Annotated in this window: 12 protein-coding genes, 1 pseudogene and 1 riboswitch; of the genes and pseudogenes, 2 read left to right on the forward strand and 11 right to left on the reverse strand. The window is 64.4% G+C overall.

The window, feature by feature from the left end; all coding sequences use genetic code 11:
• The first annotated feature begins 9 nt into the window (after positions 1-9).
• Positions 10-1089: a DUF305 domain-containing protein gene (locus X265_RS24570; RefSeq protein ID WP_308421657.1), complete on the forward strand. Its 1080-nt coding sequence runs from the start codon at positions 10-12 to the stop codon at positions 1087-1089.
• Between the two features lie 11 nt (positions 1090-1100).
• On the opposite strand, the gene X265_RS24575 is transcribed toward X265_RS24570, so the two are convergent.
• The 8 genes and pseudogenes from X265_RS24575 to X265_RS24610 all read right to left on the reverse strand — a co-directional run bounded on the left by X265_RS24575 (position 1101) and on the right by X265_RS24610 (position 9777).
• Positions 1101-1556: an RbsD/FucU family protein gene (locus X265_RS24575; protein WP_128967150.1), complete on the reverse strand. Its 456-nt coding sequence runs from the start codon at positions 1554-1556 to the stop codon at positions 1101-1103.
• A 107-nt stretch (positions 1557-1663) separates the two neighbouring features.
• Positions 1664-2647 (reverse strand): ABC transporter ATP-binding protein, encoded by a 984-nt coding sequence (locus tag X265_RS24580; protein WP_128967151.1) that lies wholly within the window; start codon positions 2645-2647, stop codon positions 1664-1666.
• Positions 2644-3633 carry an ABC transporter ATP-binding protein gene (locus tag X265_RS24585; RefSeq protein WP_164938767.1) on the reverse strand — a complete coding sequence of 330 codons (990 nt, stop codon included), beginning with the start codon at positions 3631-3633 and terminating at the stop codon, positions 2644-2646. The genes X265_RS24580 and X265_RS24585 overlap by 4 nt, the downstream gene beginning before the upstream one ends.
• A gap of 19 nt (positions 3634-3652) precedes the next feature.
• Positions 3653-4576 (reverse strand): ABC transporter permease, encoded by a 924-nt coding sequence (locus X265_RS24590; RefSeq protein ID WP_128967153.1) that lies wholly within the window; start codon positions 4574-4576, stop codon positions 3653-3655.
• On the reverse strand, positions 4573-5514 hold the full coding sequence (locus X265_RS24595; protein ID WP_128967154.1) for an ABC transporter permease: 942 nt from the start codon (positions 5512-5514) through the stop codon (positions 4573-4575). Before X265_RS24595 ends, X265_RS24590 begins: the two co-directional genes overlap by 4 nt.
• A gap of 17 nt (positions 5515-5531) precedes the next feature.
• Entirely contained in the window at positions 5532-7133 is a 1602-nt protein-coding gene (locus tag X265_RS24600; RefSeq protein WP_128967155.1) for an ABC transporter substrate-binding protein, read from the reverse strand.
• 182 nt (positions 7134-7315) lie between these two features.
• Positions 7316-8784: pseudogene (hydA, locus tag X265_RS24605) on the reverse strand (dihydropyrimidinase).
• A 60-nt stretch (positions 8785-8844) separates the two neighbouring features.
• Entirely contained in the window at positions 8845-9777 is a 933-nt protein-coding gene (locus tag X265_RS24610) for an N-carbamoyl-D-amino-acid hydrolase (protein WP_128967156.1), read from the reverse strand.
• Between the two features lie 352 nt (positions 9778-10129).
• Here X265_RS24610 and X265_RS24615 point away from each other — a divergent pair, with 352 nt between their 5' ends.
• Positions 10130-11263, forward strand: coding sequence for an MFS transporter (locus X265_RS24615; protein ID WP_128967157.1), 1134 nt, complete (start codon positions 10130-10132; stop codon positions 11261-11263).
• A gap of 52 nt (positions 11264-11315) precedes the next feature.
• Here the strand turns inward: X265_RS24615 and X265_RS24620 are convergent, their stop codons facing one another.
• From X265_RS24620 to X265_RS40710, 3 genes are all read right to left on the reverse strand, one after another.
• On the reverse strand, positions 11316-12749 hold the full coding sequence (locus tag X265_RS24620) for an NAD-dependent succinate-semialdehyde dehydrogenase (RefSeq protein ID WP_128967158.1): 1434 nt from the start codon (positions 12747-12749) through the stop codon (positions 11316-11318).
• A 136-nt stretch (positions 12750-12885) separates the two neighbouring features.
• Positions 12886-14319, reverse strand: a complete 1434-nt coding sequence (locus X265_RS24625; protein ID WP_128967159.1) for a PepSY domain-containing protein — start codon at positions 14317-14319, stop codon at positions 12886-12888.
• Between the two features lie 10 nt (positions 14320-14329).
• Entirely contained in the window at positions 14330-16681 is a 2352-nt protein-coding gene (locus X265_RS40710; RefSeq protein WP_164938768.1) for a TonB-dependent receptor, read from the reverse strand.
• Positions 16682-16797: 116 nt separating this feature from the next.
• Positions 16798-16999: riboswitch (cobalamin riboswitch) on the reverse strand.
• Positions 17000-17010: the final 11 nt, after the last annotated feature.

Raw genomic sequence — 17010 nt, forward strand, 5'->3', positions numbered from 1 at the left:
TCACGTTGGATCGCCGCGGCCGAGCTTGGCCTGATCAGCAGCACCTTTTCGACCATCGTCAGCCAGCTGTTCGCAGCCCGCATCGGCCGCGATGCCGCGGTCGACTGGATGACGGTCGCCGCCATTCCAACGCGCGATTGGGCCATCAGCGCAGAACCGACGTGGAACGCGATCCTTGTCGGCATCGCCTTCCACCAATGGGCGGATTTTTCCTGGGCGCTGGTCTTCTTCGGCGTGCTCGGCCGCTGGACCGCCGACTTGCGTCCCCTGACGATCCTGCTGCTCGCGCTGCCCTGGGCCGTCTTCTCGTCAGGCATGGAATGGTTCGTGCTGGTGCCATTGCTTCCGTTCTGGCAGCCGCTTTTCACGCTGCAACAACCTTACTGGATCGGCCTGCTCGTCCACGCCTCCTCGGCCGTGATGTATCCGATGTTCGCCCGGCTGCGCTGGGCGCGCGGCCATGCCCCGGGGCGTGACGTACGTTTCACCAACATGTGGATGAGGGCCGCGCTGTCCACGATTGCCGTGCTTGGCACGATCGCGCTGTTCGGCAGCCATGGCTACGAGCTGCCGTGGACCGGCGACGACAGGGATGCAGACCAGGCTTATATCCGCCACATGTCGACGCATCACGCCCAGGGCATCGAGCTCGCGCGGCTCGCCGCGGAGCGCGCGCAGGATCCGCACCTGCGAAAGCTCGCTCAGCTGATGCTCGCGAGCCAGCTCGGCGAAATCCGTATCTTCGAGAACTGGTGGCTGAGCTGGTTCGACACCGAGATGCCCGATTGCAGCACGGAGGAACGAGCGGCCATGCCGGGATTCCTGACGCAAGCCGAGATGCTCCAGGTCAAGACCGCTCCATCGGAGCAGTTCGACACGGCCTTCGTGGAGGCGATGAGCAAGCACCACAGAGGCGCGGTCAAGATGGCCGATCAGATGTGGCACGGAAACGGCGATCTGCGCCTGCGCATCATGGCTCACGCCATCCGTCACGAGCAGCAGGGCGAGATCGCACTGATGCACGGCACGACCGGAGTCGCCGCCGTCACAATTGCTTTCCGCAACATGCTGCGGGACAACGTCAATTGAACGGGGGCCTGCTACTCTGCGTCAGGCGCGATCACGCCCTTGGAGAACAGGAAGCAGCCATAGAAGCGGCGCTCCCCGGTGGCGATCACGCAATAGGCCGTCCTGGCCCTTTCATAGAAAGCATGGCGCTCCACTCCGACAAGCGGCCAGGAGCGCCCCTCGGCGCGGTCGATCGCGGCCTGCACCTCGCGCTGCACCGGCGGCACCTCATGAGGCTGGCCGACGATCTCCATGCGGATCGCGGCATCCTCGACGAACGTGTCGAGCGGCATCACCGAGAGAATGGCTTCGATCGCCTGGGTCGTGCCGACATTGTCGATGCGCAGGAGCTCGCCGAATGCGGTCTGGCGCGCGATCGAGTCGGCCGGGAAATTGGTGTCGCAGACCACGAGGCGATCTCCGTGTCCCATTGCACGCAAGGCATAGAGCACATCGGCGTTGAGCAGTGGGTTGATGCCCTTGAGCATGTTGTGTCCTTCCCTGGTCTTCAAAATCGCTCGAACTTTGATGGTCCGGCACTCCATATCACAGGAAGTGACGCAGATCTGCGACAGGAAATTCGGCGCCCGCAGTTCTATCCCGACGGCAGCGCATCCAGATGGCAGGCCACCCATTGCCGCCCCTCGGTCGAGCGAAGCTCCGGCTCTTCCGATCGGCAGCGGTCGAAGACGAACGGGCAGCGGGTGTGGAAACGGCATCCGCTCGGCGGATTGATCGGGCTCGGCACGTCGCCCCCGAGAATGATGGGATTGCGCTTGGCTCCGGGCTCCGGCAGCGGGACGGCCGAGAGCAGCGCCTTGGTGTAGGGATGTCTTGGCGCGGCAAAGATCTCCCGGCGCGGCGCCACCTCGACGATCTTGCCGAGATACATCACCGCGACACGGTGAGTCATGTGCTCGACGATGGCGAGATCATGGCTGATGAACAGCAATGCCAGGCCGAACTCGCGCTGGAGATCCTGTAACAGGTTCACGATCTGCGCCTTGACCGAGACGTCGAGCGCCGAGACCGCCTCGTCGCAGACGATCAACTCGGGCTCGGCCGCGAGCGCCCGTGCGATGCCGATGCGCTGGCGCTGCCCGCCGGAGAATTCGTGTGGCCTGCGGTTCAGCGCCTCGCGCGGCAGGCGCACGGTGTCCATCAGCGCCGTCACCCGCGTCTCGAGCTCGATGGCGGATTTGGCGAGGCCGAAATTGCGGATCGGCTCGGCCAGGATGTCGCGCACGCGCATGCGCGGATTGAGGCTCGAGAACGGATCCTGGAACACCACCTGTACGCGGCGACGCACCTGACGCATCGTGCTCGGAGGCGCATCGTCGATACGCTGGCCATCGAGGATCACCTGGCCGGACGTCACGTCGAACAGCCGCAGGATCGCGCGGCCGACCGTCGACTTGCCGCAACCGGACTCGCCGACCAATGACAGCGTCTCGCCACGCGCGATCTCGAGCGACACGCCGTCGACGGCGTAGACCCATTCGGACTTGCCGCCGAACAAGCCGGTCTTGACCGGAAAATGCTTCTTGAGGTCGTTGACCTGCAGCAGCGGGGTGCTCATGCCGCGACGGCTCCCTTGGCGGCGTAGTGGCAGGCGGCGATGTGGCGCGGTCCCTTTTCTTCGAGACCGGGGGCATATTGCCGGCAGAGATCAGTCGCGATGGCGCAACGGCCCGCGAACACGCAACCGGCGATCGGCTTGCGCAAATCGGGCACCTGCCCTGGAATTTCGGCGAGCCGTGTCGCGGTGCCTGACAGCGATGAGCCCAGCTTCGGCACCGCACCGAGCAGCCCTTGCGTATAGGGGTGACGCGGCGAGCGGAACAGCTCGGCCACCGGCGCCTCCTCGACCTTGCGGCCGGCATACATCACCATGACGCGCTCGGCGATCTCGGCGACCACGCCGAGATCGTGCGTGATCAGGATGATCGCCGCCCCGACGCGGCGCTTGAGGTCGAGCATCAGCTTCAGGATCTGCGCCTGGATGGTGACGTCGAGCGCGGTGGTCGGCTCGTCCGCGATCAGGAGCTTTGGATTGCAGGCGAGCGCCATCGCGATCATGACGCGCTGGCGCATGCCGCCGGAGAGCTGGTGCGGATATTCTCGCACGCGCCGCTTCGGCTCGGGAATGCCAACCAATGTCAGCATCTCGATGGCGCGTGCCTCGGCGGCCTGCTTGTCGAGGCCCTGATGCAACATCAGCGTCTCGCGGATCTGCCGGCCGACGGTCAGGACCGGGTTGAGGCTCGTCATCGGCTCCTGAAAGATCATCGAGATGTCGTTGCCGCGGATCTCGCGCATCTCGCGGTCGGACAGCTGCAGGAGGTCCCTGCCGGCGAAGCGAATGGCGCCGGCGATTCGGCCTGGCGGCTCCGGGATCAGCCGCATCAGCGACATCGACGTCACCGATTTGCCGCAGCCGGATTCGCCGACAATGGCGAGCGTCTCGCCCTCGTTGACATGGAAGGACACCCCGTCCACCGCGCGATTGACACCGCTCGGCGTGCGGAAGTGGGTCTGGAGATTTTCGACTTCGAGCAACGCCATCGCGATCAGCCTCGGCTCGTCACAGGCGCTTTGCCATGCGCGGATCGAGCGCATCGCGAAGGCCGTCGCCGAGCAGGTTCACGGCAAGGACGGTGACGGAGAGGAATGCCGCCGGGAAGAACACGATATAGGGCTTGACCTGCCACAGCGCCCGGCCCTCGGCCATGATGTTGCCCCAGGACGGAATGGTCGGCGGCGTGCCGGCACCGATGAAGGACAGGATCGCCTCGGTGATCATGGCGCTGGCACAAATATAGGTCGCCTGCACCAGCATCGGCGCAATTGTGTTGGGCAGGATGTGCCGCAGGATGATCATCGGCGTGCGCGTGCCGCAGGCGACCGCCGCATCCACATAGGGCTGCTCGCGCAGCGATAGCACCACGCTGCGGACCAGGCGCGAGACGCGTGGGATTTCCGCGACGGTGATGGCAAGGATGACATTGCCGACGCTGCCGCGCGTCAGCGCCATCAGCGCAATCGCGAGCAGGATCGGCGGGATCGACATCAGTCCATCCATGAAACGCATCAAGATGCCGTCGGCCCAGCGGATGAAGCCGGAGACCATGCCGATGGCAAGACCTGCGGCGGATGCGAGGATGGCAACCGAGAGGCCGACCGTGAGCGAGACCCGCGCGCCGAACAGCACGCGGGAGTAGATGTCGCGGCCGAGCACGTCGGTGCCGAACCAGAACGCCGCCGACGGCGCCCTTGTACGCTTGGCAGGCGCCAGCGCGGTCGGGTCGACCGTCCAGAGATACGGCGCAAAGATCGCGATCAGGACCAGCGCCAGCAGCAACGCGCCGCCGATCGCAACGGTGGGATGGCCGCGCAAGAAACCGATGAAGCCGCGCCGGATCGTGACGGGCCGGAGGATTTCCGGCAGCTGCGGCGCCAGCACGAGGCCGGCGGGGAGCGCCTGCGGGTTGACGGTCGTGTCGGTCAATAGCGGATCCTCGGGTCAACGAGCGTATAGGTGACGTCGATCATCAGATTGACGAGGACGTAGACGAAGCTGAACAGCAGCACGATGCCCTGGATGACGGGATAATCGCGGCGCAGGATCGCATCGATCGTGAGACGGCCCAGACCGGGAATCGCGAACACGCTCTCCGTCACGACGGCACCGCCGATCAGAAGCGCGATGCCGATCCCGATCACGGTCACGATCGGCACCGCCGCGTTCTTCAGGGCATGAATGAACAGGATGCCGCCCTGCCCCAGGCCCTTGGCGCGCGCGGTGCGGATATAGTCCTGCTGCAATACTTCGAGCATGGCCGCGCGGGTGATGCGCGCGACCAGCGCGATGTAGACGCAGCCGAGCGCGATGGCCGGCAGGATCAGATTTTCCAGCCAGGGCCAGAAGCCCTGGGCAAGCGGCGTATAGCCCTGCACCGGAAGCCATTCGAGCTCGAGCGCGAAGATGTAGGCGAGCATGTAGCCGACGACGAAGACCGGCAGCGAGAAGCCGAACACAGCAAAGCCCATGATGGCCCGATCGATCAGGCTGCCGGCTTTCCACGCCGCCACGACGCCGAGCGGCACCGCGACCACGATCGTCAGCAGCAATGTGACCATCATCAGCGACAGCGTCGGCCCGAGCCGCTGGCCGATCAGCGTCGACACCGGCAGGTTGGTGAAGATCGAGGTGCCGAGATCGCCGTGCAGGATGCGCCAGACCCAGCTTCCGAACTGGATCAGGAACGGACGGTCGAGGCCAAGACTCTGGCGGATGCGCTCCACATCCTCCGGGCTTGCCTGATCGCCAGCGATCACCACGGCGGGATCCCCCGGCGCGATGTAGAGCAGGCTGAACACGAACAATGCAACAATCGCCATCACCGGCAAGGTGGCGACGATGCGCCGGAGGATATAGGAGAGCATCTGGCCTCAGCGCAGGATCATGCGGTCTTCGATACGCCCCAGAAGAACGGCAGCGGTCCCTTGGTGATGCCCGAAACGTTCTTGCGCCACGCGGTGTAGGTCAGGAAGAAGCCGGTCGGCGCGTAGACGACATCATCGAGCGCCGCCTTGTTGACCCGCCCGATCGCCGCCTTCTCTTCCTCGAGAGTCGTGGCGTCGAACCAGGCCGCGATCTCCTTCTCTGTGTTCGGGCTATTGGGCCAGCCGAACCAAGCCTTGTCGCCGTTGGCGCGGATGGCGGTGTAGGCGGCGGGCGTAATGCAGTCGGCACCGGCGTGCCAACTGTGGAACATGTTCCAGCCGCCCTGCCCCGGCGGCGTCTTTTGTGCGCGTCGCGAGCCGACCGTACCCCAATCGGTCGCGATGAAGTCGACATTCATCCCGAGCTTCTTGAGCAGATCGGCCGTGACGTCGCCCTGCGCCTTGGTGATCGGCTGATCCTGCGCCACGAGGCAGGTCACCGGCTGGCCGGAATAGCCGCTCTCGGCGAGCAGCTTCTTGGCTGCGTCGAGATCGCGCTTGCCCTTGAGGATCTCGCCGCCCATCTCGGTGTAGAGCGGCGTGTCGGGCGTGAAGAAGCCCGGCAGCGGTTTCCAAAGCGCATCGTCGTCGCCGACGATCGCGCGCATATAGTCCTCCTGGCTCAGCGCCATCAGCACCGCGCGTCGCGCCCGCACGTCGTTGAACGGCGCGAACAGATGGTTCATGCGGAACGAGCCGACATTGCCGAGGGGATCGCCGATGTCGACGCTGATGTTCTTGTTGCTCTTCAGCACGGGTACGAGATCGGCGATCGGATTCTCCCACCAGTCGACCTCGCCGTTCTGCAAGGCCGCGGCCGCCGTTGCCGGATCCGGCATCACCAGCCACTCGACGCGATCGACCAGGATCTGCTTGCCACCGGCAAGCCAGGACGCCTTTTCCTGCCGCGGCACGTAATCGGCAAATTTCTCGAATACCGATTTGGCGCCGGGGACCCATTCGCTCTTGACGAATTTCATCGGGCCGGAGCCGACGTAGTCGGTGATCTGCTTGAACGGATCGGTCTTGGCGATGCGCTCGGGCATGATAAAGGAGCACGGCGCGTTGTTCTTGGCCAGCGCATACAGCATTTTCGGGAAAGGCTGCTTCAGCACCCACTTGAAGGTGCGGTCGTCGACAGCGGTCAATTCCTGCTGGATCGCAAGGATCATCAGCCCCATCGGGTCGCGCGCGGCCCAGCGCGAAAGGCTCGCGACGACGTCCTTGCTCAGCACCGGCTCGCCATCGTGGAATTTAAGCCCCGAGCGCAGCTTGAACGTCCAGATCTTGCCGTCGTCCGACGTCTCCTCGGACTCGACCATCTGGCGCTGCGGCTGAAGCTTGGCATCGACGCCGTACAGCGTATCCCAGACCAGCGCCGCCGCGTTGCGCACGACATATTGGGTGCCCCAGATGGGATCGAAATTGGCAAGATTGGCCTGTGGCACGAAACGCAGGGTGCGCGCCGCTGCACCCTGCGCGATCGCCGGAGCCGATAGGCCGGTCAATGCCAGGCCGCCTGCACCAGCCAGTCCCTTCAATACGGTCCTGCGATCCATGAAATCCTCCCAGTAATGCCGTGATGCCGGCCGTTCATTGGCCAAGGGCAGGTGGAAACCGAGCCCATTAGCGTGCAAATGGTATGCCAGTAACCGACCCGTCGCCAGCGGGATCTCATCGACTTTTGGCGGTCATTGCGCGGCAACACGGACTTGACTGCGCCGCGGCACGCAATCCAGGGTCACAGCAATTTTGCCCCAAAATTCCGCTCCGGATCCATATCGGCCACGAGCCGCCCTGTCGGCTTCGCCGCCTCGCCGCCGCTGCGCGCCAGGAATTTTCCACTGCCGGGGCTGGCGAGGCATTTGTCGCCGTCGACGATCAGGCGGCCGCGCGACAGCACCGTCACCGGCCAGCCTTTCAGCCTGCGGCCGGCGAACGGCGTGTAGCCCGCGAGGTCATGCATCATCTCGTCCACGATCGTGGTCTCCCGATTGGGATCCCAGATCGCGATGTCGGCGTCGGCGCCGATCGCGATAGAGCCCTTGCGAGGATGCAGATTGTAGATCTTCGCGGGCGCCGTCGCGGTCAGCTCGACGAACTTTTGGAGACCCAGCTGCCCCTTCGACACCATCGCGTCGAACAGCAGGGGCAGCCGCAGCTCCAGTCCCGGCAGGCCGTTGGCGACCTGCTTGAAATTGGGATTGGCCCCGCCCTCAGCTTGCCGGTCTCGTCATAGCGATAGGGTGCGTGGTCCGACGAGATGGTCTGGAGATCGCCGAGCGACAGCGCCTGCCACAGCGCTTCCTGGTCGGCATGCGTACGCGGCGGCGGGCTGCACATCCACTTGGCGCCCTCGACGCCCGGCTTGTCGAGATCACGAGCCGTGAGGAACAGATATTGCGGGCAGGTCTCGGCGAAGACCTTGAGCCCCTGCCCGCGCGCATCGCGGATCACCTTGGCGCCCTCGGCCGTCGAGACGTGGAAGATCATGATCGGTTGGTCGATCAGCGCGGCCATGCCGATCAGCCGGGTGAAGGCTTCGGCCTCCGATACGCGGGCGTGACTGATGGCGTGGTATTTCGGCATGGTGTAACCGCGCGCGAGCAGCCGCTTCACCATCCAGGCGATGATGCCGTGATTTTCGGCATGGGCGCACAACATCGCGCCGGACTGGCGTGCGGCCAGGAGAATGTCGAGCAGCGGCTCGTCATCGACCTTGAGCCGGTCGTAGGTCATGAAGATCTTGATCGAGGCATGCCCCTGCTTCACGAGCGCCGGAATGTGCTCCTCGACCGTCTCTTTCGTCGCGTCCGCGATGATCATGTGAAAGGCGTAGTCGATCACCGCCCCCTTCCTGGCCAGCGCATGATAGTCTTCCACCACCTGCGGCAACTTCATACCGACATGCTGGGCCGCGAACGGAATGACCGTCGTGGTGCCGCCAAAAGCAGCGGACACCGTCGCGCTCTCGAACGTATCGGCGTTCATGATACCGGCGGCCGACAGCTGCTCGATATGCGCGTGACTGTCGACGCCGCCGGGCAGCACGAACTTGCCGCGCGCATCGATCTCACGCCTGGCCGACGGAAGCCCGCGACCGATGGCTGCAATGGTCTCGCCGGAGATCGCGACATCGGCTTCGAACACGTCGGTCGTGGTCGCGACGCGTCCGCCGCGGATGATCAGGTCGTAGTGAGGTTCAGTCATGAGGCACTCCGTGAAAGGCTTGAGCGAGATGATCGCCAATTTTCAGAAAGACCATCGGCATCACTTCTCCGGCGGCGGCACCGCGCCGGTGCGGCTGGTGATCAGGCCGTAATGCTCGATGCGGCGATGCGCTGCGAAATTGAAGATCGTGGTCTTGCCGAAGCGGGTGGCGTCGAGGTCGCAAGCGTGGACCAGCAGCTCGTCGTCCTCTGTGCGGGCTTCAGCCACGATCTCGCCGTTGGGATCGACGATCAGGCTGCCGCCGAACAGCGGATGGCCGTCCTCGACGCCGGCCTTGGCGACGGCCACGACCCAGGTCGCGTTTTGATAAGCGCCGGCCTGCACCGAGAGACGGTTGTGAAACACACGCCTCTCGAGGCCCTCCTCGCTTCGCTCCGCATTCACCGACGGCGTGTTGTAGCCGATCAACACCATCTCGACGCCTTGCAGGCCCATGACGCGATAGGTCTCCGGCCAGCGACGGTCGTTGCAGATGGCCATGCCGATGATGCCGCCGAGCTCACGCCAGACGTTGAAACCGAGATCACCGGGCTCGAAATAGCGCTTCTCCAGATGCTGGTGTGAGCGCTTGCGGTCGTACTCCACATGGCCCGGCAGATGGACCTTGCGATATTTGCCGACGATCTTCCCGGACTTGTCGGTCAGAACAGCGGTGTTGAAATGATGGCCGTCAGGCGTCAGCTCGGCATAGCCGAAATTCATCGCGATTCCGTGCTGTGCCGCCCGCTCGAACAGCGGCCTGGTCGCGGCGTTCGGCATTTCACGTTCGAACCAGACGTCGAATTCGGCGCGGTCCTCCACGTACCAGCGCGGAAAGAACGTCGTCAGCGTCAGCTCCGGATAGACGATGAGGTCGGCATCCTTTGCTTTCGCTTCGTCCATCAGCGCGATCATGCGCTTGACCACGGCCTCGCGGCTGTCGGCCTTCTGGATCGGCCCCATCTGGGCCGCGGCAACATTGACGATACGCATCAGCGAATTCCTGACGTTTTCCTGGCCAAGCTGGGATTGAAGCTTCAGGGCGTGTCGGCGCACGCAGCATAACTCAGCTTCGCGCCGTTTTTCCAGCCAAGCAGCTTTCATGCCGCGCATCGCCGCTCGACATCCTGTAAAAGCCGAACGGCTATGCAGGATCGTCAGACACGGGAGCAACGGGAAGACAGCATCGCTGTCCACTCCCAACGACAGCGCGAGGAACGACATCGTCATGATACAAATCGTCAACTCACTGCGACGCCGGAACTCTGGCCTTCGCTTCCGTTTGATGATCTAGATCCAACCCCTCGCCCACGATCGCGCGCATTCTCCTTCTGGAGTTTCATCGATGACCTCAGCCGACCGGCCGGCCACGCGGCTGGCCACGCGCCTCTCGTTCCTGGTCGCCGGCTTCGGAATCGCCTGCTGGGCGCCACTGGTGCCGTTCGCGAAGGAGCGGCTCGCGGTCGATGATGCCGTGCTCGGCCTGCTGCTGCTCAGCCTCGGCATCGGCTCGGTCGTTGCGATGCTCGCCACCGGCATCTTGAGCGCACGCCATGGCAGCAAGCCGATCATCATCGCGGGCGGCATCGGTCTTGCGCTGATTTTGCCCCTGCTCGTCATCGCCGGCACGCCGGTGACCTTGGCGCTGGCGCTTCTGGCATTCGGCGCCGCGCTCGGCTCCATCGACGTCGCCATGAACATCCACGCCGTCGAGGTCGAGCGCGCAGCAGGACAGCCGCTGATGTCGGGCTTTCATGCTCTCTTCAGCATCGGCGGATTCGCCGGATCTGCGGTGATGACGGCTCTGCTGTCGTTTCATCTCGGACCGCTCGCGAGCGCTTTGATCTGCTCCGTGCTGATGCTGACCGCGATGGGGCTCGCTTCGCCGCGCCTGCTGCGCAGGGCGCAAGTACAGGAGGGACCGTTGTTCGTGTTGCCGCACGGCATCGTGCTGCTGCTGGCGCTGCTCGCGGCCATCACCTTCCTGATCGAAGGCGCGATGCTCGACTGGGGCGCGCTGCTCGTCATCGGCAAGGGCCTTGTCAGCGAGGCGCGAGGCGGGTTCGGCTATATCGTGTTCTCGATTGCGATGACCGCCGGCCGGCTCGGCGGCGATGCCGTGGTGGCGCGTATCGGAGATCGCGCGACGCTGGTCGGGGGAAGCCTGCTGGCTATTGCGGGCCTTGCAGTGCTGTTGCTCGCGCCCAGCGCGACCGTCGCCATTGCCGGTTTCCTGCTGATCGGCCTCGGCGCTTCGAACCTCGTGCCGGTGCTGTTCCGCGGTGCCGCGAAACAGACTGCGATGCCCACCGGGCTTGCCGTGGCGTCGATCACCACTGCCGGCTATGCAGGCGTTCTGGTCGGTCCTGCCGGCATCGGTTTCGTCGCCCATGCAGTCGGGTTGCCGATGGCATTCTGGATGCTCGCTGCACTCATGGGTGTCGTCACGCTGTCAGCGCGTGCGGTGACCGCAAAATAAAGGCGCGCCACGGCTTCCCGTGACGCGCCCCGCAATGGACGTGATGCGTGCTTTACGCGCTCGCCTGGGTCACGAACTTGGTGTTGAGGTAACCCTCGATCGCCTCGAGGCCGCCTTCGGAACCGTAGCCGGACTCCTTGATTCCGCCGAACGGCACTTCCGGCAGCGCGAGGCCGTGATGGTTGATCGACACCATGCCGCTCTCGATGTCGGCGCCGATCGCCTGCATCGTCTTGGTCGAGGTGGTGTAGGCATAGGCCGCAAGGCCATAAGGCAGGCGGTTCGCCTCGGCCACGACCTCATCATAGCTGCGGAACGAGGTGATCGGCGCCAGCGGACCGAACGGCTCCTCGTTCATGATGCGGGCCTCGCGCGGCACGTCGGTGATGACGGTCGGCTCGAAGAAGAAGCCCTCGTTGCCGATGCGCTTGCCGCCGGCCTGGATCTTGGCGCCGCGCTGGACCGCGTCGGACACAAAGCCTTCCATGGCGTCGACCCGGCGCGGATTGGCCAGAGGGCCCATGCGGGTGTCCTTGTCCAGCCCATTGCCGACCTTGAGGCCCTTGGCGGCTGCGACGAACTTGTCGACGAAGGGCTGATACACGCTTTCATGCACCAGGAAGCGCGTCGGCGAGACGCAAACCTGGCCGGCATTGCGGAACTTGTTGGCCGAGAGAATCTTCGCGGCGTTGTCGAGGTCGGCATCCGCGAACACGATCGCCGGCGCATGGCCACCGAGCTCCATGGTGACGCGCTTCATGTGCAAGCCGGCGAGCGCGGCCAGATGCTTGCCGACCGCGGTCGAGCCCGTAAAACTGATCTTGCGGATGATCGGGTGCGGAATGAGATACTCCGACACTTCTGACGGAACGCCGAACACCAGCTGGACCACGCCAGGCGGGATGCCCGCGTCGGCATAAGCGCGCACCAGCTCCATGCAGCTCGCAGGCGTCTCTTCCGGACCCTTCACGATGATCGAGCAGCCGGCCGCGAGCGCGGCCGAGATTTTGCGCACCGCCTGGTTGATCGGAAAATTCCAGGGTGTGAACGCGGCAACCGGGCCCACCGGCTCCTTGGTCACGAGCTGGGAGACGTTGCCCATCCGCGGCGGCACGATGCGGCCATAGGCGCGGCGGGCCTCTTCCGAGAACCAGTCAATGAGGTCGCCGGCCAGCATGGTCTCGCCCTGGGCTTCCACGACCGGCTTGCCCTGCTCCATGGTCATCACGGGGGCGATCTCGGCGGCGCGCGAGCGGATGATATCGGCCGCTTTCCGCATCAGCTTGTAGCGGTCGAACGGCGAGGTCTTGCGCCAGACCTCGAAGCCGGCCCTGGCGGCCTCAAGCGCGCGGTCGAGGTCCGCCTTCGAGGCGTGCGGGGTCTTGCCGATGGGCTGGCCGGTTGCGGGATTGAGGATGTCCTCCGACTTGCCGGAAGTGCCGTCGGTCCACTCGCCGGCGATGAACATCTGAACTTTCGGATACATCCTGATTGCCTCCTCACATGATTTCGGCGGCCCGACTTTCGGCCGCCGCTTAGGTGGGTGCAGAGCTACACTGAAAGGCGGCCGGCGGAAAGGGACCAAAGCTGCCGCAGAAGCGCATCGCTGGTCTTCCCGCGGCTCAGATTGCAAACTTCGACTGCAGGCGCCGCCAGCCGATCACGATGCCCGTGATTGAGAACACCAGCCCGAGCGCGCAGAGCCCGACGATCAGGACATCGCGCAGGCGCGGATGCGCCGTCAGGGCGGGGAAGTCGAGCATATGCAGCGCGCTGTAGAACCACCGATAAGCACGACGGGAGGCATCAAGCCTTTGCAGGACGCTGCCGTCTGCGGCGTCAATGTCGTACCAGACGTCGTCGCAGCGGGAGCGGTAGACCGGCGCGCCGGGCACGCTGGAACGAGCGGGATAGTCATCGTTGTCGACGACAACGGATGCTGCGTTACAGCCGGCCCTCAGGCGCGCCGTCAGGCCGACGACGTCCTGCTCATCCAGGAACATCATCTGACGATCGCGTGCGGATTCGCCCGCCTTGGTCAAAGTCTGGCTGTCAACACCGGTACGGTCACGCCGGTAGACACTGCCACTGAAGGCAAGCCATTCAACTTCACGGGCTGCAATCGACAGCGACGGCTCGTTGAGCGGCGGAGCCCGGCGCCAGTCGGGCACAGCATTCGTCACGCCGGCCTCAGCTGGTGTCAGCTGCCCGCGCGAGAACAGTCGGCCGTGATCCATGGAGAGCCAGCCGCTGAAGATCCATGTCAGCACAAAGACAGTCGATCCGAGGCCAAGGATGTGATGAAGAGCATGCCAGCCACGATAGGGCGAGCCGATCAGCCCTCCTCTCTGCCTGATCCGCACAATCCCGAGCACGGCGCCCAGCACCGCTGCGATCAACGCCAGCAGCGAAACTGTCCAGACCACCCGGTCCCACAGTGCCCAGTCGCGTCTCAGGACCGTCGGATAGATCCAGTGCAGCACGCTGCCGGCGAGGTTCCAGCCTCGCTCAAACCGCGTCGTATCCAGCACGATTTCGCCGGTGCGCGACGACACATGGATTTCTGTCCGGACCGCATTGCCGAGAGCGATGCGGAACAGAGGCCGATGGCGATCAAAACTATTCGGCACGCTCCATTGATCATCGTCAGCACGTTCAAGGAACGCGGCGTGTGTTGCATCGAGCCCGCGTCGGCGGGCATGATCTTGCGCGATGGCGAGCGCAACTCCGGCCGATTGCACCGATGCGTCGGCGCCGTCCGACGCATGGATCGCCCGCATTCGCGACGGTCCCGACACGACATAGACCGGCCCGTCGCTGCGCTGGATCAAGCGAACGCGGGTGGCGTCGAGGATCCCGCTCGCGACCACGGCGTCGCCGACCGCGATGATCGCCTCTCCACGCTCCAAAGGCGCCAGCCCGGCAAAGCGCTCCGCTTCCGTCAGCGACGGAAACGGGACGAAATGCATCACCATTCCACTCGCGAACCACATCGCGAACAGGAGGCAGAACGCGATTCCGAGCCAGCGGTGCAGGAGGACGATCGCGCCCATCATGGCTTATGCCCTACCATTTGAACGCGGCCGAGATTTCGCAGGTCCGCGGCGAGCCCAAGAGGATCTGGTCGGGATAGAACGGATCGCCCCAGATCGCGTAGCGCTTGTCGGTAAAGTTGCGGATCCGAAGGGTCAGGCGGGCGTGATCGACCGTAGCGAACCCCGTCCTGGGGATGTCCACGAAGGCGTAGAGATCGCCCACCGTATAGGCGTTCATGGTCACGGTGTTGGCGTCACTGTTGTAGCGGTCGCCGACATGGCGGCCGGTGATGCCGATCTCGACCGGCCAGGGCGTGAAGAAACGCCAGGATGCGCCGCCATTGACGACGATACGCGGCACGTTCGGCGGCGTATTGCCCGAGAAGGAACCGCCGGCAAAATCAAAGTCAGCATAGCGCGCATCGACATAGACGATGTTGCCCCATAGCCGCAGCGGCCCGATCGGGCGGATCGATCCGGCGAGCTCGATGCCCTTCGATTCCTGCCGTCCCGCGATGTTGAGGGTCTGACCGCCGGCCGCGGCATAAACGTTTTTGCGCAGGATGTCGTAAGCAGAGAACGACCACTCCGCCCTGTTGTCCCACAACAGGTGCTTGACGCCGGTCTCGTAGGAGCGCGCGGTGGTCAGATCCAGGTTCTGCGCGGGGCCAAGCAGGAAGATGTTGTTGGCCGAGACGTCGGCGCCGGTGGCGTACTGGCTGAAGAAGGTCAAACCGGGCACGGCTTCCCAGGTGTAGCCGATCCGCCCAGTGACCGGCGCCCAGTCTTTCGTGAATGGGAAGTTCGCCTTCTCCAGACCGTTGACGTCGATCGAATTGCGGTCGAGCCCGATATGCTCGACGCGCAGCCCGCCGATCAGCGCAAAGGTACGCGTCAACTTCAACCGGTCCTCGAACGACAGCGCCTCGTTGTCGATGCGCGCGGTCTGCTGCTGCGTCGTCAACAGCCCGTAGTAGCCCCGGTTGGGATCGACCAGTGAAACGGAGTCGCCGGGAAAATTCGCAGCCCCCGGCCTGACGAAGTCGAGGTAGCTCGACGACAATGTCGTGACGAGACGATTTCCGAAGCCCGCGATATCGTCATCCCAAATCAGATCGGTGATGTTGCCGACCATGCGCTGGCTGTGCGCGACGTAGAAGCGGCTGCGATCAACCGTGTTCGTGGCCGTGTTGAACGCCTCGACCTCGTTGTTGAACCATGAGCGCTCCGCGCCGTAGCCATAAGCCTGGCTCTTCAGCATCAAATCAGGCGCCAACTTCAGCTCGAACCCGCCGCGCAGCCAGACTTCCTGCGCCACGTTCCTGTTATCGAGAACATTGTAGCTGGTGTTGAAGGTTCGATCGTCGATGGTCACACGCCCGAGATTGGCCCCGTTGAAGTTCGAGACGTGACTTCCGGAGACGATGCCCGCCGTCGCATGCGAGCCGCTGAACGCGACCGGAACCAGTGGTGCGCCCCAATAGGCCTTGCCGCGATCCTCGCGATATTCGACGGCGCCCCAGACCTTGAGGCTCTCGGAGACGCGGTAATTGAGCTGGCCGGAGACATCAAGCGTTTTGGTGTTGGTGTCATCGGCAAACCCGTTGAGGGTGGAACGGCTGACGTCGAGGCGGTAGTCCAGGCCCTGCACGTTGGTGCTGCCGCCCGAGCCGTAATGGACGCGAAACGAGCTCAGGGAGTCATACGATAAGTCCGCCTCGTTGCGGATCGCTCCGGTGTGCGGCTGCTTGGTGACGAAATTGATCGCGCCGCCGGCGGCGCCTTCGCCCGAGATCAGCGAGGCCGGGCCCTTCAGGATTTCCACGGCTTCGAGATTGGCGGTGTCCATGATCCGGGAAGTCATGTTCTGCGGGCCGATCTTGATGCCGTTGTAGAGCGTGTTGATCTGGCTGTTGGTGAAGCCGCGCATCGAGAACGCCGAGGGCTCGGCGGGATTGTCGCCGGCGGTGACGCCGACAGCGCCCTGGGCCACGTCGGAGACTGTGCGGTAGCCCTGCTCGCGCATGGTGTCGGCGGAGATCACCTCGACGGTCGCGGGTGTCTCGCGCACGGTCAGGCCGAGGCGCGAGGCGCTCTCGGCGACGGCGTTGCTGTTGAGAGGGGTCGGAGCATTCGGGATGACTGGCTTGGATGCGGCCGTCATCGCGGCCGGCCTGCGCGCTGCCGTACGTCGTGCGCTCGCCGCGTCCCGGCCGGCCGGCCTGTCCTGCTTGCGCGAGGGCGGCGCCGACACCTCCACCGGCGGCAGCGGCTCGCGAGCCTGCTGCGCCAACGCAGCCGGCATGTTGAGAACGACAAAAAATATGAGGGCGGAGGATACCAGCAGAAAGCGGCGTGATCGTACAATACGAGCGGAAGACAAGGTCTCGGACCTCGGCGTGACGTCAGTGGCACGTCACCGCGAACCAAGGTCCCATCTTCAGGCTGTCAGCCGTCCGATGAAGCCGAATGTCTGTACTCCCCGACCGACATCTTCGCGTGTGACCACGGCTGACGGCAGGTCTCCTGGCTCGCGGGTCGTGACCGCTTCGTCGCCTTCCCGGGACCGAGGACCCAGTGGCTCGTGACGAAGGATTCGCCGCTTACAGTTGCGGGGGCAGCTACGGCATTGGGGATAAATTCCCGGCACCGCATTCCCTTTTCATCCCCTCTCGGGGAAACCGTCACGAGCATCTAGGATTACGGCGAAGA

Origin of the sequence: Bradyrhizobium guangdongense, assembly GCF_004114975.1 — a bacterium.
GTDB classification, from domain to species: domain Bacteria; phylum Pseudomonadota; class Alphaproteobacteria; order Rhizobiales; family Xanthobacteraceae; genus Bradyrhizobium; species Bradyrhizobium guangdongense.

Bases quoted from the DNA above. Each gene is read 5' to 3' on its own strand.
- X265_RS24575 (WP_128967150.1), bottom strand. From the start codon at position 1,556: ATGCTCAAGGGCATCAACCCACTGCTCAACGCCGATGTGCTCTATGCC.
- X265_RS24580 (WP_128967151.1), bottom strand. From the start codon at position 2,647: ATGAGCACCCCGCTGCTGCAGGTCAACGACCTCAAGAAGCATTTTCCG.
- X265_RS24585 (WP_164938767.1), bottom strand. From the start codon at position 3,633: ATGGCGTTGCTCGAAGTCGAAAATCTCCAGACCCACTTCCGCACGCCG.
- X265_RS24595 (WP_128967154.1), bottom strand. From the start codon at position 5,514: ATGCTCTCCTATATCCTCCGGCGCATCGTCGCCACCTTGCCGGTGATG.
- X265_RS24600 (WP_128967155.1), bottom strand. From the start codon at position 7,133: ATGGATCGCAGGACCGTATTGAAGGGACTGGCTGGTGCAGGCGGCCTG.
- X265_RS24610 (WP_128967156.1), bottom strand. From the start codon at position 9,777: ATGCGTATCGTCAATGTTGCCGCGGCCCAGATGGGGCCGATCCAGAAG.
- X265_RS24615 (WP_128967157.1), top strand. From the start codon at position 10,130: ATGACCTCAGCCGACCGGCCGGCCACGCGGCTGGCCACGCGCCTCTCG.
- X265_RS24620 (WP_128967158.1), bottom strand. From the start codon at position 12,749: ATGTATCCGAAAGTTCAGATGTTCATCGCCGGCGAGTGGACCGACGGC.
- X265_RS24625 (WP_128967159.1), bottom strand. From the start codon at position 14,319: ATGATGGGCGCGATCGTCCTCCTGCACCGCTGGCTCGGAATCGCGTTC.